At 50.9% G+C, this 20,247-nt stretch carries 13 protein-coding genes and 9 pseudogenes; 6 read left to right on the top strand and 16 right to left on the bottom strand.

Annotated elements, in window-relative coordinates; all coding sequences use genetic code 11:
- The 3 genes and pseudogenes from ACD630_RS13975 to ACD630_RS13965 form a co-directional block, all read right to left on the bottom strand.
- Positions 1-573, bottom strand: a complete 573-nt coding sequence (locus ACD630_RS13975) for an IS630 family transposase (RefSeq protein WP_430359400.1) — start codon at positions 571-573, stop codon at positions 1-3.
- A 300-nt stretch (positions 574-873) separates the two neighbouring features.
- Positions 874-1,097 (bottom strand): annotated as a pseudogene (locus tag ACD630_RS13970) (IS630 transposase-related protein).
- A 90-nt stretch (positions 1,098-1,187) separates the two neighbouring features.
- Positions 1,188-1,358 (bottom strand): hypothetical protein, encoded by a 171-nt coding sequence (locus ACD630_RS13965; RefSeq protein ID WP_430359399.1) that lies wholly within the window; start codon positions 1,356-1,358, stop codon positions 1,188-1,190.
- Between ACD630_RS13965 and ACD630_RS13960 the strand changes: the two are divergent.
- Positions 1,324-1,812 (top strand): annotated as a pseudogene (locus tag ACD630_RS13960) (phosphate ABC transporter ATP-binding protein); the annotation flags it as partial. The gene ACD630_RS13965 and the pseudogene ACD630_RS13960 overlap by 35 nt on opposite strands.
- Positions 1,813-1,926: 114 nt before the next feature.
- Positions 1,927-2,367: a helix-turn-helix domain-containing protein gene (locus ACD630_RS13955; RefSeq protein WP_430359398.1), complete on the top strand. Its 441-nt coding sequence runs from the start codon at positions 1,927-1,929 to the stop codon at positions 2,365-2,367.
- 549 nt (positions 2,368-2,916) lie between these two features.
- On the opposite strand, the pseudogene ACD630_RS13950 reads toward ACD630_RS13955, so the two are convergent.
- Together ACD630_RS13950 and ACD630_RS13945 are read right to left on the bottom strand one after the other, a co-directional pair.
- A pseudogene (locus ACD630_RS13950) lies at positions 2,917-3,045 on the bottom strand (serine dehydratase beta chain); the annotation flags it as partial.
- A 155-nt stretch (positions 3,046-3,200) separates the two neighbouring features.
- Positions 3,201-4,481 carry an HAAAP family serine/threonine permease gene (locus ACD630_RS13945; RefSeq protein ID WP_430359397.1) on the bottom strand — a complete coding sequence of 427 codons (1,281 nt, stop codon included), beginning with the start codon at positions 4,479-4,481 and terminating at the stop codon, positions 3,201-3,203.
- Between the two features lie 460 nt (positions 4,482-4,941).
- On the opposite strand from ACD630_RS13945, the gene ACD630_RS13940 reads away from it, so the two are divergent.
- Positions 4,942-5,079 carry a hypothetical protein gene (locus tag ACD630_RS13940; RefSeq protein ID WP_430359396.1) on the top strand — a complete coding sequence of 46 codons (138 nt, stop codon included), beginning with the start codon at positions 4,942-4,944 and terminating at the stop codon, positions 5,077-5,079.
- Between the two features lie 171 nt (positions 5,080-5,250).
- Here the strand turns inward: ACD630_RS13940 and purK are convergent, their stop codons facing one another.
- The 4 genes from purK to ppiB form a co-directional block, all read right to left on the bottom strand.
- A complete protein-coding gene (purK, locus tag ACD630_RS13935; protein WP_430359395.1) occupies positions 5,251-6,315 on the bottom strand; it encodes a 5-(carboxyamino)imidazole ribonucleotide synthase in 1,065 nt (354 codons plus the stop codon).
- Positions 6,312-6,821 carry a 5-(carboxyamino)imidazole ribonucleotide mutase gene (purE, locus tag ACD630_RS13930; protein ID WP_430359394.1) on the bottom strand — a complete coding sequence of 170 codons (510 nt, stop codon included), beginning with the start codon at positions 6,819-6,821 and terminating at the stop codon, positions 6,312-6,314. The genes purK and purE overlap by 4 nt, the downstream gene beginning before the upstream one ends.
- Positions 6,822-7,019: 198 nt before the next feature.
- Positions 7,020-7,742 carry a UDP-2,3-diacylglucosamine diphosphatase gene (locus ACD630_RS13925; protein WP_430359393.1) on the bottom strand — a complete coding sequence of 241 codons (723 nt, stop codon included), beginning with the start codon at positions 7,740-7,742 and terminating at the stop codon, positions 7,020-7,022.
- Positions 7,743-7,752: 10 nt separating this feature from the next.
- Positions 7,753-8,247, bottom strand: a complete 495-nt coding sequence (gene ppiB / locus ACD630_RS13920) for a peptidylprolyl isomerase B (RefSeq protein ID WP_430359392.1) — start codon at positions 8,245-8,247, stop codon at positions 7,753-7,755.
- A gap of 260 nt (positions 8,248-8,507) precedes the next feature.
- Between ppiB and ACD630_RS13915 the strand changes: the two are divergent.
- Positions 8,508-8,618, top strand: a pseudogene (locus ACD630_RS13915) (IS630 family transposase); the annotation flags it as partial.
- 184 nt (positions 8,619-8,802) lie between these two features.
- Here ACD630_RS13915 and ACD630_RS13910 read toward each other — a convergent pair.
- Entirely contained in the window at positions 8,803-9,888 is a 1,086-nt protein-coding gene (locus ACD630_RS13910) for a hypothetical protein (protein WP_430359391.1), read from the bottom strand.
- Between ACD630_RS13910 and ACD630_RS13905 the strand changes: the two are divergent.
- A pseudogene (locus ACD630_RS13905) lies at positions 9,880-10,212 on the top strand (winged helix-turn-helix domain-containing protein); the annotation flags it as partial. The gene ACD630_RS13910 and the pseudogene ACD630_RS13905 overlap by 9 nt on opposite strands.
- A 55-nt stretch (positions 10,213-10,267) precedes the next feature.
- Here ACD630_RS13905 and ACD630_RS13900 read toward each other — a convergent pair.
- Positions 10,268-10,843, bottom strand: a pseudogene (locus tag ACD630_RS13900) (IS5 family transposase); the annotation flags it as partial.
- Positions 10,844-11,027: 184 nt separating this feature from the next.
- Positions 11,028-11,372 (bottom strand): annotated as a pseudogene (locus ACD630_RS13895) (transposase); the annotation flags it as partial.
- 69 nt (positions 11,373-11,441) lie between these two features.
- Here ACD630_RS13895 and ACD630_RS13890 point away from each other — a divergent pair.
- A pseudogene (locus tag ACD630_RS13890) lies at positions 11,442-11,987 on the top strand (IS630 family transposase); the annotation flags it as partial.
- A 5-nt stretch (positions 11,988-11,992) separates the two neighbouring features.
- Here the strand turns inward: ACD630_RS13890 and ACD630_RS13885 are convergent.
- From ACD630_RS13885 to ACD630_RS13870, 4 genes and pseudogenes are all read right to left on the bottom strand, one after another.
- Positions 11,993-14,521 (bottom strand): virulence factor SrfC family protein, encoded by a 2,529-nt coding sequence (locus tag ACD630_RS13885; protein ID WP_430359390.1) that lies wholly within the window; start codon positions 14,519-14,521, stop codon positions 11,993-11,995.
- Positions 14,518-17,505, bottom strand: coding sequence for a virulence factor SrfB (locus ACD630_RS13880; protein WP_430359389.1), 2,988 nt, complete (start codon positions 17,503-17,505; stop codon positions 14,518-14,520). The genes ACD630_RS13885 and ACD630_RS13880 overlap by 4 nt, the downstream gene beginning before the upstream one ends.
- A 4-nt stretch (positions 17,506-17,509) precedes the next feature.
- A complete protein-coding gene (locus ACD630_RS13875; RefSeq protein ID WP_430359388.1) occupies positions 17,510-18,943 on the bottom strand; it encodes an SrfA family protein in 1,434 nt (477 codons plus the stop codon).
- Positions 18,944-19,204: 261 nt separating this feature from the next.
- Positions 19,205-20,121, bottom strand: a pseudogene (locus ACD630_RS13870) (IS5 family transposase).
- Between the last annotated feature and the right edge of the window lie 126 nt (positions 20,122-20,247).

The raw sequence follows: 20,247 nt of genomic DNA, 5'->3' as shown, positions 1-20,247 counted from the left end.
TTAATTTTGATTACACCATATGGACTGAGAACAAAATCTCTGTATCGCAACCACTCTCTCTTTTTTTGCTTGTGCCCATTTATGCTCAATGGGGTTAAGATCTGGCGAATATGTAGGCAAATACTCCACCATATACCCTGCATCGATGATGACTTGTTGAATATTATGTTTTTTGTGAAAAGTTGCATTGTCCATCACGATTACACTGTTTTTAGGGAGTACTGGGATAAGGACTTGTGCGACCCAGGAATAGAAAACATCGCTGTTAATATTGATATCAAATAATCTGATAGCAAACAGCGTTGTGCCTAATAAAGCGCCGATAACATTTCTTCTTCCCTTGGCTCCCCAGTTCTTCAGGCCAAAACACCGTTGACCTTTTGGGGAATAGCAGTGAGTCCGTGGGGTATCGTGTGGAAAACCACTTTCATCAATAAAAACAATAGGTTTGCATTCTTTTTCATACTGTTGTATTTTTTGTTGAAATGCTTGCCGGGCGCTTTCGTCGGCTTTCGGATGACGTAGAGTTTTTTTGGCTTTGTTGAATAATAGGTAATCATGCTGTTTTTCCATGCCAGTTTGGCTTTGTTGAATAATAGTGAGTCATGCTGTTTTGCCAGCCAGTTTTGGTAGAAAATGCTTGTCACTTCAGGTTTACAGTTTTCTTATGAGGCCTAATTGCATGATTTTGCGTTACGAGGATCTGTCGTTTCAGCGGGGGTGCAGCATAAAATATGTTTATTCAACAAAGCCTGCCAGTTTTGGTTGAAAATGCTTGTCATCTCAGGTGTACACTTTTCTCATGAGGCCTAACTGCATGATTTTACGTTGCGAGGATCCTTCGTTTCGCTGGGCTGCCAGCATAAAATCTATTTATTCAACAAAGCCAGTTTTTTTATAGGTCAATCCCAGCTTTTTAAGAGCTTGCCAAATGGCCTTCTGACAAACGCCAAAACGCTCTGCACGTTCTTTTTGGTAAGCATCTGGTATTGTTCAACATCTTTTATCAACTCGGATTTATCGCTCTTTCGCTGACGCGTGGTCGATGCTTTTGACGCTATTTGATTAATCCAACGCGATACGGAGGCAGGGCCAATCCGAAATTACTTCGCTGTTTCCCGGATACTCAACCCTTCTTCTTCCCGTGTAGATATCACTTTACGTCTAAAATCAATTGAATAGCTCATTTAAATAATGTAATCAAAATTAAGTCGTTTAGCTATATCAATATTATAGCAAAGCGACATTATTTTGATAACAATTAGCTGTATTTTTTGCCACATATCAGGGCATTGGCTGTAATCATTTTTAAGTCGGTTGGCTATATTCCAGCGCCCTAATCCGTTTCCTAAATCCATCTATGACAACGTGGCCTATGGCTTGCGTTTGCAAGGTATTCGCGATCGGCGCTTGTTGGATGAAACCGTGAAGAACGCACTGCGTGCAGCAGCGCTGTGGCATGAGGTGAAAGACCGGCTGGGCGATAACGCCCTGACGCTCTCCAGCGGCCAGCAGCAATGCATGGTGATTGCTCGTGCCATCGCGATTGAACCCGAAGTGTTATTGCTTGATGATCCGACATCCGCGCTCGATCCTATCTCTACGCTAGTGATTGAAGAGTTGATGGGAGCATTAAAACAGCGCTTCACGCTGGTGTTGGTGACGCACAATATGCAGCAAGCGGCGCGGGTATCGGATTATACTGCCTTTATTCATCAGGGTAAACTGATTGAATACGATCTTACCGACACGTTGTTTACCTCCCCCGTTCAGCGCAAAACGGAAGATTACATTACCGGGCGCTTTGGTTGATGGTGCAGCAGAAAAAATCGTAAAAAAACCTGTCTTTTGTACGATTCTCCGTGCCATATGAAAAAGTGATGATAAAATGTGCGGAATTTAATCGGGCGCAGGTAAAACCGTAACATGAAATTCAGCAGTATGAGTGAAGGCGACATTGTTGTTGAACTGGGCCGAAGAATCAAGGAAGCACGCATTCAGCAGCGGCTGTCGCAGGTTGATTTGGCCGAACGCGCCGGGTTGGGTATTGCCACCATCAAACGTGCGGAGTTGGGGGAATCGATAACCCTAAGCAGCTTGTTATGCATTCTGCGCGGTTTGAACCGCCTGCATCAGCTGGAAGGCGTGTTGTTTGATGCGGATGTTTCCGCCTTCCATGCGCAAATCAGCGGAGAAAAACAGCGCACACCGATGCGCATTCGCAAGAAAGCTTCGGCATTCCCGCCGCAAACCCACAGCGCACCCGCTGTGGTGAAACCGGTCGCGAACAGCACAGTGGATTGGTATATCTCGGCGGCAGAGAACAACATTATCTGGTCACGCCCGGAAAACGAGAAAAAATCGTAAGGCGGCGGCTTGTCACTCTGGCATCTATCTGGCCGCTCCCGCATTCCGCGTCATTCTTGCGTAGGCGCTGAGGGATCCGCAACAAATAGCGTAAACCAGCTTTGACGTTATATCGCTTAAAAAAATAACGCTGAGGGGAATGGGACCACAGAGTGAGCGGCAGGACGCCGTGAAAGTCAGCGCCGCGTCTGGAACGCGTCGCTGGCGGCCCGTCAGTGGGTTCGGGCCCCGAAGGCACCGCGAAGCGGCATTATTTCCCGCGGAAAGCCACGGGGCGAGGGCGATTGAGCGCCCCGTGTCGGGCGCGTGCGATGTACGATGCAAATAACTGCGTGGGTTAACGCGCACGAAACATTCACTGCAACAACAAAAAGACTTGGTCTAGATTTGTGGAGTATGCCTCAGCGCGAAAGCAGAGATGAAACCCATTTCGTCTCACCGCCATCCCCGGCTTTCGCCGAGGATGATGTGGGGATGTGAGTCGAGGACGATGAGAAGCTACCGCGTTATTCGCACAGCACCACTTTGATTGCCAGCCCACCGCGCATAGGTAACGGAGGCGATAAGCGACTGGCTGACCAGATCATCGGTAAACATTTTACCTGCTTTCATCGGCCCGACGGTGTGCAAACTCGACGGCACAATACCAATTTTGAAAATCTCGAATACGCTGACCATGGCGATGTCCTCTAACAAGATGCTGAGAACGCCAAGGCGCTGCCAGCAGATTCCGTCATCAGGTGTGCCGAGAGACGGCTGGCAACTTATGCCAACCGTCTCTTGATAGTCATGAGGGGGAACAAGGAAGCGGCTCAGTGCCGCTTCTGCGTGGATTAATGCAGGCTATAGACAATGGCGGTGATGGCGATCAGACCCATCACGGTAACGAACACGTTGCTGATCTGTCCGCTGTATTGCTTCATTGCCGGGACTTTCTGAATGGCGTACATCGGCATCAGGAATAGCAGGCAGGCGATAACCGGGCCACCCATTGTTTCAATCATGCCCAGAATGCTGGGGTTGAGCGTGGCGACGATCCAGGTGGTCAGCAGCATAAACAGCGCCGTGATGCGGTTCAGCTTGGCGTGACCGATGGTTTTACCACGGCTGCGCAGCGATTTGATTATCATACCGTTAAAGCCTTCTCCCGCCCCCAGATAGTGGCCGAGGAACGATTTGGAGATAGCGATGGTGGCGATAACCGGTGCCAGATAGGCCATGACCGGGTTGTTAAAGTGGTTTGCCAGGTAAGACAAAATGGAAATGTTCTGCGTTTTGGCTTCCATCAGTTCCGCAGGGGACAGGCTCAGTACACAACTGAACACAAAGAACATCACGGTCAGCACCATCATGATATGGCTATAGGAGAGGATGCGGGAGCATTTGGGCTCGGCATCGTCGCCATACTCTTTACGCTTGGCAACGGCAAAAGAGGAGATAATGGGGGAATGGTTAAAGGAGAATGCCATTACCGGGATCGCCAACCACAGGGTCGACAATAGCCCATTGCCGGTTGCGCTGCTGGTGAAAGATATATTATCAAAAATCGCTAAATTCCAATGAGGAACTAAATAAAATGCCAGCAGCATCAAGACCATGACAAAAGGATAAACCAGAATGCTCATGGCTTTTACAATCATTGCTTCGCCAAAGCGAACGATAAACATCAGGCCCAGAATTAATACCAAAGACAACACAGCGCGTGGCGGCGACGGTAAATGAAGTTGGTGCGTGATAAAACTGTCTACCGTATTGGTTATCGCTACGCTATAAACCAACAAAATAGGGTAAATAGCAAAAAAGTAGAGTAGCGTGATTAATTTCCCTGCGCCGACACCGAAATGTTCTTCGACCACTTCAGTAATATCTTCACCACCTTTTTTACCGGATAAAACAAATCGACACAGTGCGCGGTGTGAGTAATATGTCATCGGAAAAGCAATAATTGCCATAATTATCAATGGAATTAATCCACCAATACCGGCATTGATCGGCAGGAACAGCACGCCCGCGCCAATGGCCGTCCCGTAAAGCCCGAGCATCCAGATAGTGTCGCTTTTACTCCAACCAGAAGCGTGTGCGACGATCGCACTGCTTTCTTGGATTGTGCTCATAATTGGTTCTCCTTGGTGAACACAGTTTGCAAATCGTGTCAATATTGGCAATAGCACCAATGTTGTATAAATAATAAACATCGACGCATTTTTATAACGCAATCGCATGTTAGAGAGTCAATACTGATTGTGGCGGCATTCTATATTGAGGCGGTCAGCGAATAATATTGAGATGATCACAGAAATGAATTGACGCGTTTTAATTTTATCAAAATTCGCTCATAAATAAAATACCAATGATGATTCCTTACGTTATTTTTTATAACGTATCTTATTTGATACTTTAGATTAATTTCACACCAAATAATAAGCAATAATATCGTTTCTAATAAATAGCGTTAATTTACCTGCGATTAATAATAGACCTAGGCTGTGTCCCTTATAGCCAAGCGACTTAATTTTGATTACATTATTTAAATGAGCTATTTATTCGCCAGATCTTAACCCAATTGAGCATAAATTGGCACAAGCAAAAAGCAAAAAGCAAAAAGCAAAAAGCAAAAAGCAAAAAGCAAAAAGCAAAAAGCAAAAAGCAAAAAGCAAAAAAAGAGAGAGTGGTTGCGATACAGAGATTTTGTTCTCAGTCCATATAGTGTAATCAAAATTAAGTCGCTTGGCTATAAGTGACACAGCCTAATAATCCATATGTCACTCCAAAATAAGAACATATAAATGGTGTGTGTTTATGGTTTGCAGACAAAACAGACGAGAGCGTAAGGGAATGCACTTCCCACCGGCCTAAAGCCACGCGGTGGGAAGTGCACAGCGGTTAAAGCGTTGCTTGTGCCCACTGTAGGCCGGAATGATAGGCTTCAGGTAACAGGGGGACGAGTGACTGTAACGTGTGTTGTAGCTGAGTGCGATCGCTGTGCGTCAGGTTCAGGTGGCCGACTTTACGCCCAGGTCGTACTTCTTTGTCATACCAGTGCAGATGAACCAGCGGCAGTGCCAGCCAGGCGTGATTAACATCAGTACCAATCAGATTGATCATGACGGCAGGGGCATCAATCACTGATTTCGGCAACGGCAGTTCCAGGATGGCACGCAGGTGCAGTTCAAACTGGCTGATGGATGCGCCATTTTGTGTCCAGTGGCCGCTGTTGTGCACGCGGGGGGCCAATTCGTTGATCAGTAAACGATCGCCCACGATAAAGCACTCCATCGCCATAACACCGACGTAATCGAGCGCATTCATGATGGCCGCGAGCATGGTTTCTGCCTGTTGTTGCATGCGCGCATCCGGCTGCGGCAGCGCAACGCTGGCGCGCAGAATACCCTCTTCATGCAGATTGTGCGTCAGCGGATAAAACACGCAATGTCCATCCATACCACGCGCGCCTACCATTGACACTTCACCAGAAAACGCGATGCCTTGCTCTACGATGCATTCGCCGTAGCACTCTTGCGGCAGGGTCGCGGCGGTGTCAGGGCGTAAGCGCCACTGACCACGGCCGTCATAGCCGCCCACGCGACGTTTGACGATGGCCAACTCGCACAGCCGGCTGAATACTGCTGGCCATTCTTGCGCTGAAGCCAGCAACTGCCAAGGGGCGGTGGGCAACTGCAACGAATCCAGCAACTGTTTCTGTGTCAGGCGATCGGCCAGACGTGGAAATATGTCACGGTTAACAAAGGCCGCGTGCTCTGCCAATTCGCGCGTCAATGCGGTTTCCGGCCAGCGTTCAATCTCGGCGGTGATGACCGCGTGATGAAACGGCACGGACTCCGGTTCAGCATCCAGTCCCACCGGGTAAACGGCAATCCCCAAGGGTTCACCGGCCTGACGTAACATACGACCCAGTTGGCCGTTTCCTAATACACAAACGGGTTTCATGCCTCCTCCCGTGGATCGGGATGCGCCAGCACCTCATCGGTTTGCTGTTGACGCCAAACGGCGAGGCGAGTGGCCAATTCACCATTGTGCAGCGCCAGAATCTGTGCGGCGAACAGGGCCGCGTTGGCGGCCCCAGCTTTACCGATAGCCAGTGTCCCGACGGGGATGCCACGCGGCATTTGCACAATGGAGTACAGGCTATCAACGCCGCTTAATGCTGCACTCTGAACCGGCACGCCCAACACCGGCACCAGCGTTTTCGCTGCCAGCATACCGGGCAAGTGCGCTGCTCCTCCTGCGCCCGCAATGATCACATCAAATCCGTTTTCTGCAGCTTGCTCTGCAAAGCTAAACAGTTTGTCCGGCGTGCGGTGCGCTGAAACGACTTCGGTATGAAAGGGAATAGCGAGTGTGGTGAGAATTTCCGCAGCAAACTGCATCGTAGCCCAGTCACTCTTTGAACCCATGACGATGGCAATTTTTGCCGGGGCAGCGTTGGATGACATGCCTGTAGTGCTCCTGTGATATGACGTATTGAGACGCATGGCTGCGTCGGCCAGAAAACGGATGACGCTCTGGCTGGAGGGCGCAGATCATACCATGAGCGTTCGGGAAGGAAAACGGTTGCGTACGGACAAATCGCAGTATTATTGCCGTTAATGGCATTACAGGTTTGCCACAAAAGGTGTAAAAAATGGAGGAAATCAGAAGGGAAAGGAAATCAACGCGGTATCGCTAGCCGTGACTTTTATCATCCATCCTTGTTCATGCCAGGCACCCAACACCGCCCGTTGCGCTTCGCCGCTGTCGGTCATGACCGTGTGTATCGCTGGCCGATGGGTATGCCCATGAATCAGGGTGTTAACACCATACGCTTGTAAACACGCCTGCACCGCCCGCGGATTGACATCCATAATCTGCTGCGACTTATGCTGGTTTGCCTGCTGACTTGCCGCCCGCATTTTTGCCGCCACCCTGAGACGCAAACGTAAGGGTAAGCGCAGGAACAGCCACTGGATGACGGGGTTATGTACCCAGCGGCGATATTTCTGATAGGCCGCGTCGTCAATGCACAGAGTATCGCCGTGCATGATCAGGATTCGGCGTCTATAGCACTCCACTACCTGCTCGGCAGGGAGCAGTGTCATGCCTGCTTGCGCAGCAAAACGCTTACCTAGCAGGAAGTCTCGGTTGCCGTGAATGAAGTAACAAGGGATACCGCGTTGTTGCAACTGACGCAGCGCGTTAGCGACGTTGGCATGCAGCGGTTGAGGATCGTCATCGCCGATCCAGGCATCGAACAGATCGCCAAGGATATAGAGCGCATCTGCCTGCTGGGCATCACGTTCCAGAAAACGCAGAAAACCGACGGTGATCGCCGGTTCATGTACGTTCAGATGCAGATCGGCAATAAACAATGTTGCCATGCTGCTGCGATTACTCGCTGACAGTCACGTGGGTAATTACCACATCTTCTTTAGGAACGTCTTGATGCATGCCGCTCCGGCCAGTTGCAACGTCTTTGATCTTATCAACCACATCCATGCCGTCGGTCACTTCGGCAAACACACAATAGCCCCAGCCGTCGGCACGTTCTGAGCGGAAGTTGAGGAAGTCGTTATCCACCAGGTTAATAAAGAACTGTGCGGTAGCGGAGTGTGGATCGTTGGTACGCGCCATAGCCAGCGTGCCATGGGTGTTTTTCAGGCCGTTATTGGCTTCATTGGCGATAGGCGCTTCGGTGGCTTTTTGCTGCATACCCGGTGCGAAACCGCCGCCCTGGATCATGAACCCATTGATCACACGGTGAAAGATGGTGTTGTCATAAAAGCCGTTACGGCAGTAGTTTTCGAAGTTTTCCACGGTAGCAGGCGCTTTGTCTGCAAACGTATTAATGACGATGTCACCGAAGTTTGTATGTAATGTAATCATAAGAGTAAACCCTGATAACCAGAAGGATGAGACATCAGCTGCCAGGCAGCGCTGTCCGCACAAAGGCTGAATAACCAAGGCACTCTTATAGCATAACTGGCTGCGCGAGTCAGTATGACGAGGGAACTATTCGCAAGGTAGATGTGGACGGTTTGGTCAAAAAGTAACACAATGTCAATAAAATTGATAATATGTCATATATACCCGTGATCATTGAAGATGCTTGCTTTTACGCGGTAAGAAGATCATGCTCACCCACTATGAAGATATTTATTACCGACAAGCAAAAAGCCGAACTCGAACACCTTCATGACACCAGTCGTGATAAGCGCGTTTGTGATCGCATCAAAGCCGTCCTGCTGGCCTCCGAAGCATAGGTATCTACACATCATAAAGGTATTTAGCAGGATGGATAGTCCGGCAAGCAGCGCTGGGGCGTTTTCTTTACGCCCTCGTTTTTGTTGTCGTCCGGATAATCGGCAAATTAACTGACGGGCTGCCGCATTGTCGTCTCCTTCAGCGCGTTGCAGCCGCCATACCAGCACACATGCCATGCTAGCTATCAATTAACCTGCGTAGCAGGGCACCAGCACTGCGCTGAAGCCATTTTTCTACATCATGACCGGCACCTTTTAGCAGCTTAAAAAAGGATTCAATACCCCAGCGCCAGTAATACCAGCGAGCGACTTCCGCGCTGGTGATCTCGTTGCTAACGTTTGTGAGCAGCGTCCAGCGTCCGATAAATTTACCGTGAGTATCGGTAAGGCGAACCACAACTAATCTGAGTGTCAGAGCTACACTTGGCTGAACTTTCACTCGCCGTCCGGTGTTCTTGTCTTTCCGCTTCGCTTTTGCTGTTCGAGTTATGATCACGGATGTTTCCCCGATCTCCATATTGGCTTTTTTCCCTTTCCAGCCAACCTGTCCGTTTGCGATAAATGGCAGATCGTCTGCAATTTCACCAATTTTACGGGTGTCACCGCCCCACTCGGCCCAATGCCCTTCCTTTCCCCGGATAAGCCAACATATTCCCTGGGAGCTTAATGTGCGCATATGCCCGATAGAGTCACCTTCACGGTCAATGAGATGAACTAACTTCTTCCCGGTATCAAGAGACTCAACGCGGGCGATATCAGCCGTCAAAGCATCCATATGAGTCAGACTCTCAGACAAGCCCTCGGTTAGCGTTGAACGACAACCCGCCCTATCGGTTAGAGTTTGAGACAGGGGCGCTATTGGTAAACCATTTGCAGCATCAACCAGTAGGCGGGTTTGTAGTTCATAACCGACGTCGCCACCATGCGTCATTTTCAAACGTTCTTCTTTCCCATTGTGGGTACGAAACTGTAAATGAGACCAGTCGTGAACGACGGGAGCGTATGGATGCGGGCTAAGTGCAACCTGCCGGAGAGCCAGCGAAATAATCGGTTCATTGAGCTGACTGAAGCTAATACGTTCATTATTAAAAAAACGCCAAACGGCCTGAGTAGTGGCGAATGTTGTTTTCTGCGCGCAGGCAAGGTCTTTAACGGCTGACGCAAATGGTGCTGCGGGAGTCATGTGTTGCTTAACCAGACGCTGATAACGCCGGTTAAGGCGGGCATCAATCCCGCCGATGGATAAGTTGAGATCATGCAGCAACGTAATAGCAGATATTGCAAAAGATGTGTAGATACCTATGCCTCCGAAGGCTGGAGCTCTGCGATGATTGCGCAAGCTCTGCGTCTGCACGAAACGACGGTAAACCAACATATCAACGATTACGTCAACACTCGCAAACTTAAACCTGAAAACGGTGGGTCTGCAAGTCGGCTTTGTGCTGAAAAGACTGCACTCTTAATCAGCTAGTTATCTCAACATCTCTTTCATCATACCCACGACATCGTGGCTTATGTCGAACATCGCTGGGCTATCCGATTCAGTATTCCCGGCATGAACAAGTGGTTGCAGCGTCATGGTTTCTCTGGCTTTGTTGAATAAATCAGAACTTGTAACGACTGCGCCCCATACGGGTCGATTGTTACGTGATGCGAATACTGTTCGGCATTCCTAATAGCGTGATCAGGTTAAGCACTTTGACCATGGCCATGGCTTCACCCACCTGAGCATCGTAGTCTCTCAGACTTAGATGACCACCCAGAAGCCTTTTGAACCGGAACATGGCCGTTTCAGCCACTGAGCGCCGGTGATAGCCCACTTTCTTTTTCCAGATAGCGTTACTGCCGCTAATGCGCTGATTTGCAACAGCGGGGTTACGCTCGTGGTAGCGATCTTGCCAATATTGCGCCCCCCTTCGTGGCGGGATAAGCGGCCTTATTTTCTTCCTCACCAGAGCATCATAGCAGTAAACTGTATCCTAAGCGCCGTCAGCCGATGCCTCTCTGATTTTCCGGTGGGTCTGGTTTATCAGCGCCGGTAGAGCTTGGGCATCAGTCGTACCACTGAGCGACAAATCCGCACAGATAATCTCATGCGTCACACTGTCTACTGCCAGGTGCAGCTTACGCCATACCCTGCGTCTGTCGGCACCATGCTGCCGGACTTTCCATTCGCCTTCGCCAAAGACCTTCAGGCCGGTTCCATCAATGACCAGATGGCTTTGTTGAATAAACATATTTTATGCTGCACCCCCAGTGAAACGACAGATCTTCGCAACGAAAAATCATGCAGTTAGGCCTCATAAGAAAACTTTAAACCTGAGGTGACAAGCATTTTATACCAAAACTGGCTGGCAAAACAGCATGACTCACTATTATTCAACAAAGCCTGACCAGATGTGAGATTTCACCACGGGTTGGCGTTTTTATGCTGATGTTCACTGTCTTTGCTCGCTTGCTGAGCAGCGAATAGTCTGGACAATGCAGCGACAATTTAATCAGTTTAAAAATCGAGTCAACAAAGCCCTGTAAAGCCCTCAATGAAAGGTCAAACACGCGTTTCATCATCAGGACTGTGGTGATGGCCATATCTGAGTAGTGGAGCGGTCGTCCACGCCGTTCAGTAGTGTTTTTTTCCGTCCATGCAGCAATGGCTGATTCATCTAGCCATACGGTTAGAGAACAGCGCTGCTTGAGGGCCTTGTTATAAGAGGGCCAGTTGGTGATTTTAAAATTTTGTTTTGCCATGGAGACCTGATTTTGAAACAACTGTGTTGATCTGCTCCGATGATTACCCAAAAGTTCTATTTATTCAACAAAGCCGGTTTCTCCTACAAAAAACCGGCGGGCGTCCCCCATAAATTCAGTGAAGAAAATCAGAAGCATTTCATTGAATATTATGAGAATTTAAAGAAAACAGCCGGCAATGAGCCGATTCTGTTTATCGATGCGGTTCATCCGACACAAGCCACAAAGCTCAGTTATGGATGGATACGAAAAGGGCATAAAAAGTCAGTTAAAACAACGGGAAGTCGAACCCGTCTGAATATACTGGGTGCGCTGAATCTGAGTGATATCGGCGGTACGGTTATTCACGATTACAAAACAATTAATGACTACAACATTGCTCGTTTTTTCATTGAGATACGCAAACGTTACCCTGATTACCGACAGAGAATCCATGTAATACTGGACGGTGCGGGTTATCACCGAACCCAATTGATTAAGGATTGGGCCTTTGTCGTGAACATAGAGCTTCACTATTTACCGCCTTACAGTCCGAATCTGAACGCGATAGAACGCCTGTGTAAAGTGATGAATGAGCATGCACGGAATAATCGCCATTTTGAAATCATCCACGAAATCAATCAGCAGGATACGCCACCCTCCCCGAAACCCCGTACACCAGAAATGAGCATAACTCGGGGGGGCTTGAAAATTTGCAAAATGGCACCCAACTGTTTGCGCTGTTCAGCATCCAGTTCGCCCCCGGCTGAATGCCCGGCATTTTGCAGAATCAGGGTATTGAGCCCAACCAGCCAGTCATACACGTAAAATGCCGTATTGTTGGTCGGTGTGAGTGACAACTTGGTCAATCGCTTGGCACTACCCCAACTGACAGCCTGTTTTTCCGGCTTGGCGAAGATTTTACGTCCACGGTTGATGCGGCTTTCAGGGCGCTGTTCCTCGGGCATTTTCTGGAAGCCTAACCAAGCGATATAATCGCCGAGTACCGTCAGGGCGCGAGAAACCTGACTGTTGATCTCATTGTCCGTATAGGCGCTGGGGTGATCGTCCTGGTTCAGCGTCGCGTGTAGCGCCTGATTGATGCCTTGACGCAAGCCAGCGGTGATGACTTCTTCCATTAGCATTTCCAGCGTCGGTTTACTCAACCCGAGCAATTCAACCAGCGGTGCGTTGTCTGGCAAGTTGCGCATATGGTTTATCCAAAAGCGCAAGACCTGACTGGCAAAGACCGCATTGGTATCCACATCGCTCGGGGCTTGGGACTCATCAGTCTGTGTCAAATCCAGCGGTGTGTCGCTGAATAAATCGATATCCATAACGATGCCAAAAGGATCGGCGTTGGTCATGGCACTAATGTTATCCAGGGCCGGATGGGTGACATGGCTAACGCCGGATTGACGCTGCTGTTGGTAAAGACGGCGCAACTCATCCCGTGTCGGCAACATGCGCTCCAGCAATTCGCCGTGTACGCCCGGTCGCGTCTGGAGTGATTTCAACACGGATTCGGCCACTTTCTGCTTTCTCATCGCCGAAATTTCACTGTCAGACTGGTACCAGCCGCCGAGGATGTGCTCGAACAGTTCATTTTGCATGTCATGCAATTGTTCTGACAGTCGCGCCAGCTTGTTTTCCCGTTTGACTTCGGTATTCAGCCAGTTCGCCATGCGTTTTACACCGCGTTCGTCCGTTGCCAGCATGGTTCCCCAGGATTCTCCCGGATTACCCACGTAACGTTGAACGCCTTCATCGTAGTGGGTGTTGTGTATGACACGCTGATCGAATTTGGTTACCGCCCAAATCAAGCCGGGTTTATGCTGACTACGCTGCTGTGCGGTTTCCCCCTGCCTCTGTTTCACCCAGTAGTCGAGCGCTTTACCGACTGCTTTGACATCAGCGCGCCGATCTACCGCCGTGCAGATCATCAACAGATTGATGGCGTGCTGCTCGGTGTACCGTTCCAGTAAATAGCTGGCCTTGGCTTGCAGCAGGTTTTTTATCAGCACCGGATAACGTTGCACTGCGCCGTGCTCGCGATCGCTACTGGAAGCGACGTGTACGTTGCTGAGCGGATTGAAGCCCGGAATATCAAGCAGATCAACTCGCTCAAACAGCGGCTCACGCGTCGGTGACTGTAGCGTCACCACCAGTTCAACGGCGAGGAAAGCCAGCTCCGCCAGAGAAAGCTCAACCGGTTTGCTGGCCCGATTATTGATGACTGGGCGCACATGTACGCTGGGATCGGACGAAGTATTGAGGTAGGCGACGGTTGAGAGGTTCATGATGCCATCGGTAGGCAGCAAGACGTCATCGACCAGTACGCTGAGCGGTGCCAGCACTTTATAGCTGTAATTCAGGCGCTGTAGCGTATGCGCAAACTGGCGATAGGTCGCCGTGTACTCTTCTTTGCCTTGCCACAACACTGAGAATAAGCTCGCCCGATCGTCAATAGTCAACGTTGGGGTAAGGGCGATAGCGGCTGGCCAGAAGTGGATCTCAAGGCATTTTTGCCGTTTGGCATCGTGACGCGCTAGGCTGTCCCACAGGGCAATGACTTCATCACTGCTGAATCCCGGGATTGTCTCGGGCTGACGATGCATCTCCAGCAGCGCCATCTGCTCGACGAGTTGCTGTTCATCTTCGGCCAAACTACGGGGAGACGGAGGCGCAACGGTCGTGGACAAATACGCTTGTGCCAGAATATTGACGATGTCCGCTTCGCTTAACAACAGCAATTGAAGCGGATAGGTAGTGTTTTTCACGCCTGGCTGACGGGTAAAGCGGGTTACCAGTCCGGCGAGTTGGTTTTCAGGATTAATATGTGCCTGATAGTCCAGGGTATGGGCGCCGAGATCGCTCTCCAATCGACCATTTTCACCTGCGGCTAATGCGGAAATCAGGTAGGTTTTGACTTCCTGTGCCTGACCGAACAGCCCGATGGCCATCTCTTTTCCAGCGCTGTCTGCCAGCAGTTGTGCCTTGTTACGATGACGGCGTAGTTTGATGGTTAGCGTATCGGCTTCCATCTCCAAACGCAGTGAGCGGGGTCGGTTGTTCTCTACCCACTCAATGGCCTGCTCGATACCTTCTGATGCGGCAGTCAGCTGCGTGGTTAACCGGGTCGAAAGTTGTTTTGGCGTCAGTGCTCTCATTTGCTGAATACGCTCCCGCTGTCGATCCAGTAGTGTGTTGCGCCGGAAGCGCTGTCAGCCAGCGTGTTAAGCCGCAGCCGCAGATAGTGAAGTGGAACCTTGCTGCCATCTTGTAGCGTGGCGTCGGCGATGTCGAAACGTTCTGGCGTAGGTTGCCCCGCCTCGCGCGCGACCGCCAAACGCAGATGCAATACGCTGTCACCCGCAAGCTTGCGGGCCAGTGGTTGATCGATAATGGTCAGCGTGTAAAGCGGCGTAGCGGGCCAGCGCTCGTTATCCAACTGACGGAAACCAAGCACAATACCGCCGCGCACCGAGAAGTAGCCGCGTTTATCCAATTCAAAATCGGCGGCATCCAGATCGATATCGCTGTAATAAAGGTTATCCTGCGTTAACTGTTGGTTGGTATCGATCATGCCGAAATAGCGGATAGTGGAGTAGGGTTCAAAATCACTCGCTTTAAAATAAAAGCCCGGCAGGCGCAGGTCCAGAGCCAACAGGCACAGCATGGCGCCGACTGCCGCGGTGGATTTTGGGTTCTCGATACGGCCGAATTTATTGAACGGATACCAATCGCTGGTGTGGTAGCCATCCAGTGACACTATACGGCTGATGGGCAACGGCTGAAGGTAACGGAACAGTGCCTGTATGCCGGGGAAACGCGACGGGCGGCCGGTAAGCAGCAACACATCACAATCATAGAGTGCCACCACCTCGCACAGTGAACGCAAATTTTGCGTGATACTGATGCGGTTGGATAAGAACTCGCCGTGTAACTTGCTCAGCCGAACGATAAGCGGCGTGTGCAGGATATCAAACGCGGCAGCACCCGCCGGTTGTTCACGCTGGATTTCGCCGTTCAAATAGTCCAGTACCTTGCCGGTCGGGCGCTGTGGCAGCAGCTCACCAAAGCTGGCTTCCAGTTCGGCACTCATGTCAAGTGGATCGAATCCTTCATAGGCTTCAAGGATCGCACGCCCAATCGGCATCAGAATTTGCAAGGTGGACTGCTGACGCAGGGTTGATTGACCATCCATTCTGCCCGCGTTACCAAACAGCTTGTCCATCAGGCTGTCCGGCGTGGCGATCCCGGCTTTCTTCAGTGATGCATGCAGTGCAGGCAGCACGTAGAGCTGGATCATATCCAGCAAGATATCGTCGCCCTCCACTTTGAAACCTTCGCGGAACATCAGCAATGGGCTGATTTTGACGTTACTGCCGATACTGTCATCCAGCGTATACTGCGTTACCGCGAGATCTGTGGTACCACCGCCGATATCAATCGATGCAACGCGCAGAGTTTGTCCCGGCTGTTCATCGGCATCGCGCACCCGGTCTGGCCGCGCCTGGCTCGCGAAAAAGGCTTTGGTGTTGCCACCAAAATTGACCTGACTTTCGTTGTAGAGATAGACCATCTGGCCGCAGGTGGCTTCATCCCACTCCATTTGCACGTCAGGCGCGGGGAAACGACTGGCCGCTTTCTCTTGTTCCGTATTGAAGCCATCATCAGTCGGGTGCCATCCCATCGCTTTCCAGACCAGACCAATGGCTTCTTGCATGCGACGTCGGAAAATCTCGCGCTCAGGTTTTGGCATGGCGGAGGGTAGCGTCAGAATGATGTTACGCAGGCGGCGCGGTGCGCTGTCATTCATCATTTTGGCGCGCTGTGCCGCACTGTTCATCTGGCTCAACGACTGTGCCAGCAGTTCACACAGCATCAGCGTCATCAGCGAGCTGCGGCTATATTGTGCGGAAAATACCGGAAGACGATCGTCGAACGGCACAGTAAAAAGCGGCTGGCCTTCGTCATTGATCAAATGTGTGAACGGTGCGGCGATGGCGTGCGGCTCGAGCGCGGCGTTGCCAACGGTTTTGCTGAATCGCCAACCGGGGGTGTAGCTCTCTTCATCCCACAGATAGCGGCGTGGGCTGGAGAGCCCGCTGGAACCTTCGGTGCCGAGTCGCGCCAGCGCCATACGGCTGGCTTCTCGGCCAACGCGCACGATGGAAGGCCAGAGAAAGGCGTCTTCGCGGCCACTTTCCAAGGAGAAATTGGGCTTGCCAAACTGCGCATGCGCAAATTCGATGCGGCTTTCAAACATCTCATTGTAGATCTGATGCGGCTGTTCCAGATCGCGCAATTGCAACTCATAACTCTGGCTTAGCCCGTTATGCTCCTCCGGATGGTCTTCGACCAGAATGCCGCAGGTGTGCGAGTTGCCCACATCCAGAATCAGGTCAACGGCGATATCCGGCTCTTGACGTGTGCCTGCAACCAGGGTGATTTCCGGGATCCGCAATTGCTTGCCCAGCATATCCAGTAGGTTCAGGTAGTGCGCCTGATACTCAAAACCACGCAATGCGGTGCGTTGTTCCGCTTCACTGCGCTGTTCACGCTCGGTGGCATGGTGAGTAAAGACTTCGCGCAGCCAGCCATCGACCCAGGTTAAATCGAGAAACTCCCCCAACTCTTCACTGTGATATGCCAGCGCAAACTTCAAACCGGCAGTAATGTCGCTTTCAGTCGGAGCGAGCAGCTCGTTCTCATTGCCGTCAGGATAGACTTTGGTATCGAAAACGATGCAGATACGGTGAGTATTGCCGTCCTGATCAGATCTTGGCAGGGGCACGACCTTCATACGTGCCCAGTTATCCGGGCCGCCAATAAAGGTACGCGGTGGGTTGAAGCGCATAAACGGGAGCGGCAGCCAGACATTACTCAGTAGCAGCAGCGATTGGCCCAGCGAGAAGCTAGATTCAGGGCGTACCACTTCTGGCACTGATCCCAGCGGCGCAGGCAGGAGATATTTGCCGTTCTCCTCATTGAGGATCAGGCGCAGCAGCGGGCCGTTTGCCGTCTTGCGGACGAACTTGCCCGGGCCTTGCGCATCGATAGCGGGTTTAAGCGCAAAATCCAGAAATTGCAGACCGCTGTCCTGGATGAGCGTGATCTTTTGTTTATAGTCCGTAATCGTGGCCAGCATAAGGTTATTCGCTCTCACGCTTGAAAGTCAAAGGGATCAGGTTGTCGTCGTCATAACGGCATGAGCACTCAGCCGGGCCGTTGGCCCCCTGAGAACAAACAATTTCTGGCATTTGATAGCGTGAACCATCGCTACAGCGTGCTTTCACCCGGCTGTTGATAATCAGATTGCCCGATTGCATCAATCCGGCAGTGACGTTGGCGCGGCAAGTGACACCTTCACCGTGAGTGAGGCGCACCGTACCCTGACCATCTTTGAGTTGATAACGCAGGCGGGCTGGTTTGCCAATGGTGGGGGTTTTTATATCGGCCGTCACGCGCCAGGTGCCGTTCAAGAAATCGGTTTTTCCCAGCTTGACCGATAATATCGGCATCACCAGTGCATTTTTGTCTACCGGTTTGGTTTCTGCAACCACCGTTTCAACCGGTGGCGTGCTCGGTGCAGGGGCGGCTTTCTGTGCCGCCACCGGCGCTGCTTCTGGATGTGCAACCACGGGCGCTTTTTCGGCTTCTGGCGGTGTTTCAGCAGCAACAGGCGGTGGGGCTATCTGTGTGGCGTTTTGTGCGATGACTTCAGCTTCCTTGGTTTTGTCTGTGGCAGGCAGCACACGTTTTTCAGGTGTATGCGCAACCACCGGTTCTGAGGTTATCGGTTTACTAGGCACGCCAGCGCGGAATTGCCACACCAGCGCACCCGCGAGTGACACTCCCGGTGCAACCCACCACCAGCGACGCAATGCGGATTTCCTTGATGCCATCGGTGGCATGGCAGGAATCGCCACCTTGGGTGCTTCTTCGGGCTCGTTTTCTGGCTCAACCGGTAACGACGACGTTTCTGCATAGACGGCGGCAGCGTTGGGTTGTGGAATGGGCGGTGCAATCGGATCGACCAGCGGTTGTGCCGTGATGACCGGTAAGGCTTCGCGCAGACACTCTAAGGCGTCGGTTCGAGGTTTTTGGTCAAGATTAATAAAACCCCAAAAGGTGATGACGGGGCGGCCACCGAGCAGATAAACGTAATTTGCGGCGGGGAATTGGAACGCCTTGGCGAGCAGGGCACCAAATCGTTGCTGCACCGCACTGTCTGATGCCAACGCACGTTCACTTAATGCTGCAACGGTGGTCAGGCAGGTTTGCAGCTGCTCCAGCGCGGCCTCCCGTTCCGCTTCGCCAGCGGCCATCCATGAGGTGACTTTTCCTTCGCCGGGAGCGTACCAGTCAAGACGATCGCCCGTTTCATTCGGTTGCGGAATGGCCAGACAGTCAGCGATGGTTTGTTGTCGCCGTAAACGCAGAGTTTCTCGCAGCTGAAGAGCCGATGCATACACCGGTTGCCCATTTTCGCCCAGCGCAAAAAAATCGGCCAAACTTCCGCTGCGTAGTAATGATTTTGCCAAGAAAGAGACCTTATTAAATGGAAGGTTAAAATCTGAAATCAAATCAGTTTACTATAAAATGTACTTTAAACCGGAAATGGCAATGTCAAACGGATAAAGAAACGACAAAACCACTAAATATTTGACCTATCAACGCCGTTTCTTGGGTTTGGCGTCGCGTATGGGCGGTTTTTTTCTATGGGCTGTCGTTTTCCGAGTATGCCGCGCCTTGTGATCATAGGTATCTACAGATCTTTTGCAATATCTGCGGCTTTGTTGAATAAATCAGAACTTGTAACGACTGCGCCCCATACGGGTCGATTGTTACGTGATGCGAATACTGTTCGACATTCCTAATAGCGTGATCAGGTTAAGGGCTTTGACCATGGCTTCACCCACCTGACCATCGTAGTCTCTCAGACTTAGATGACCACCCAGAAGCCTTTTGAACCGGAACATGGCCGTTTCAGCCACTGAGCGCCGGTGATAGCCCACTTTCTTTTTCCAGATATCGTTACTACCGCTAATGCGCTGATTTGCAACAGCGTGGTTACGCTCGTGGTAGCGATCTTGCCAATATTGCGCCCCCCTTCGTGGCGGGATAAGCGGCCTTATTTTCTTCCTCAGCAGAGCATCATAGCAGTAAACTGTATCCTAAGCGCCGTCAGCCGATGCCTCTCTGATTTTCCGGTGGGTCTGGTTTATCAGCGCCGGTAGAGCTTGGGCATCAGTCGTACCACTGAGCGACAAATCCGCACAGATAATCTCATGCGTCACACTGTCTACTGCCAGGTGCAGCTTACGCCATACCCTGCGTCTGTCGGCACCATGCTGCCGGACTTTCCATTCGCCTTCGCCAAAGACCTTCAGGCCGGTTCCATCAATGACCAGATGTGAGATTTCACCACGGGTTGGCGTTTTTATGCTGATGTTCACTGTTTTTGCTCGTTTGCTGAGCAGCGAATAGTCTGGACAATGGAGCGACAATTTAATCAGTTTAAAAATCGAGTCACCAAAGCCCTGTAAAACCCTCAATGAAAGGCCAAACACGCGTTTCATCATCAGGACTGTGGTGATGGCCATTCTGAGTAGTGGAGCGGTTGTCCACGCCGTTCAGTAGTGTTTTTTTCCGTCCATGCAGCAATGGCTGATTCATCTAGCCATACGGTTAGAGAACAGCGCTGCTTGAGGGCCTTGTTATAAGAGGGCAAGTTGGTGATTTTAAAATTTTGTTTTGCCATGGAGACCTGATTTTGAAACAACTGTGTTGATCTGCTCCGATGATTACCCAAAAGTTCTATTTATTCAACAAAGCCAATATCTGCTATTACGTTGCTGCATGATCTCAACTTATCCATCGGCGGGAT

Origin of the sequence: Symbiopectobacterium sp. RP (assembly GCF_050472005.1) — a bacterium.
Lineage (GTDB): Bacteria > Pseudomonadota > Gammaproteobacteria > Enterobacterales > Enterobacteriaceae > Symbiopectobacterium.
The sequence above is the reverse complement of the archived record's forward strand: the minus strand, read 5'-3'. Positions and strand labels throughout refer to the sequence as shown.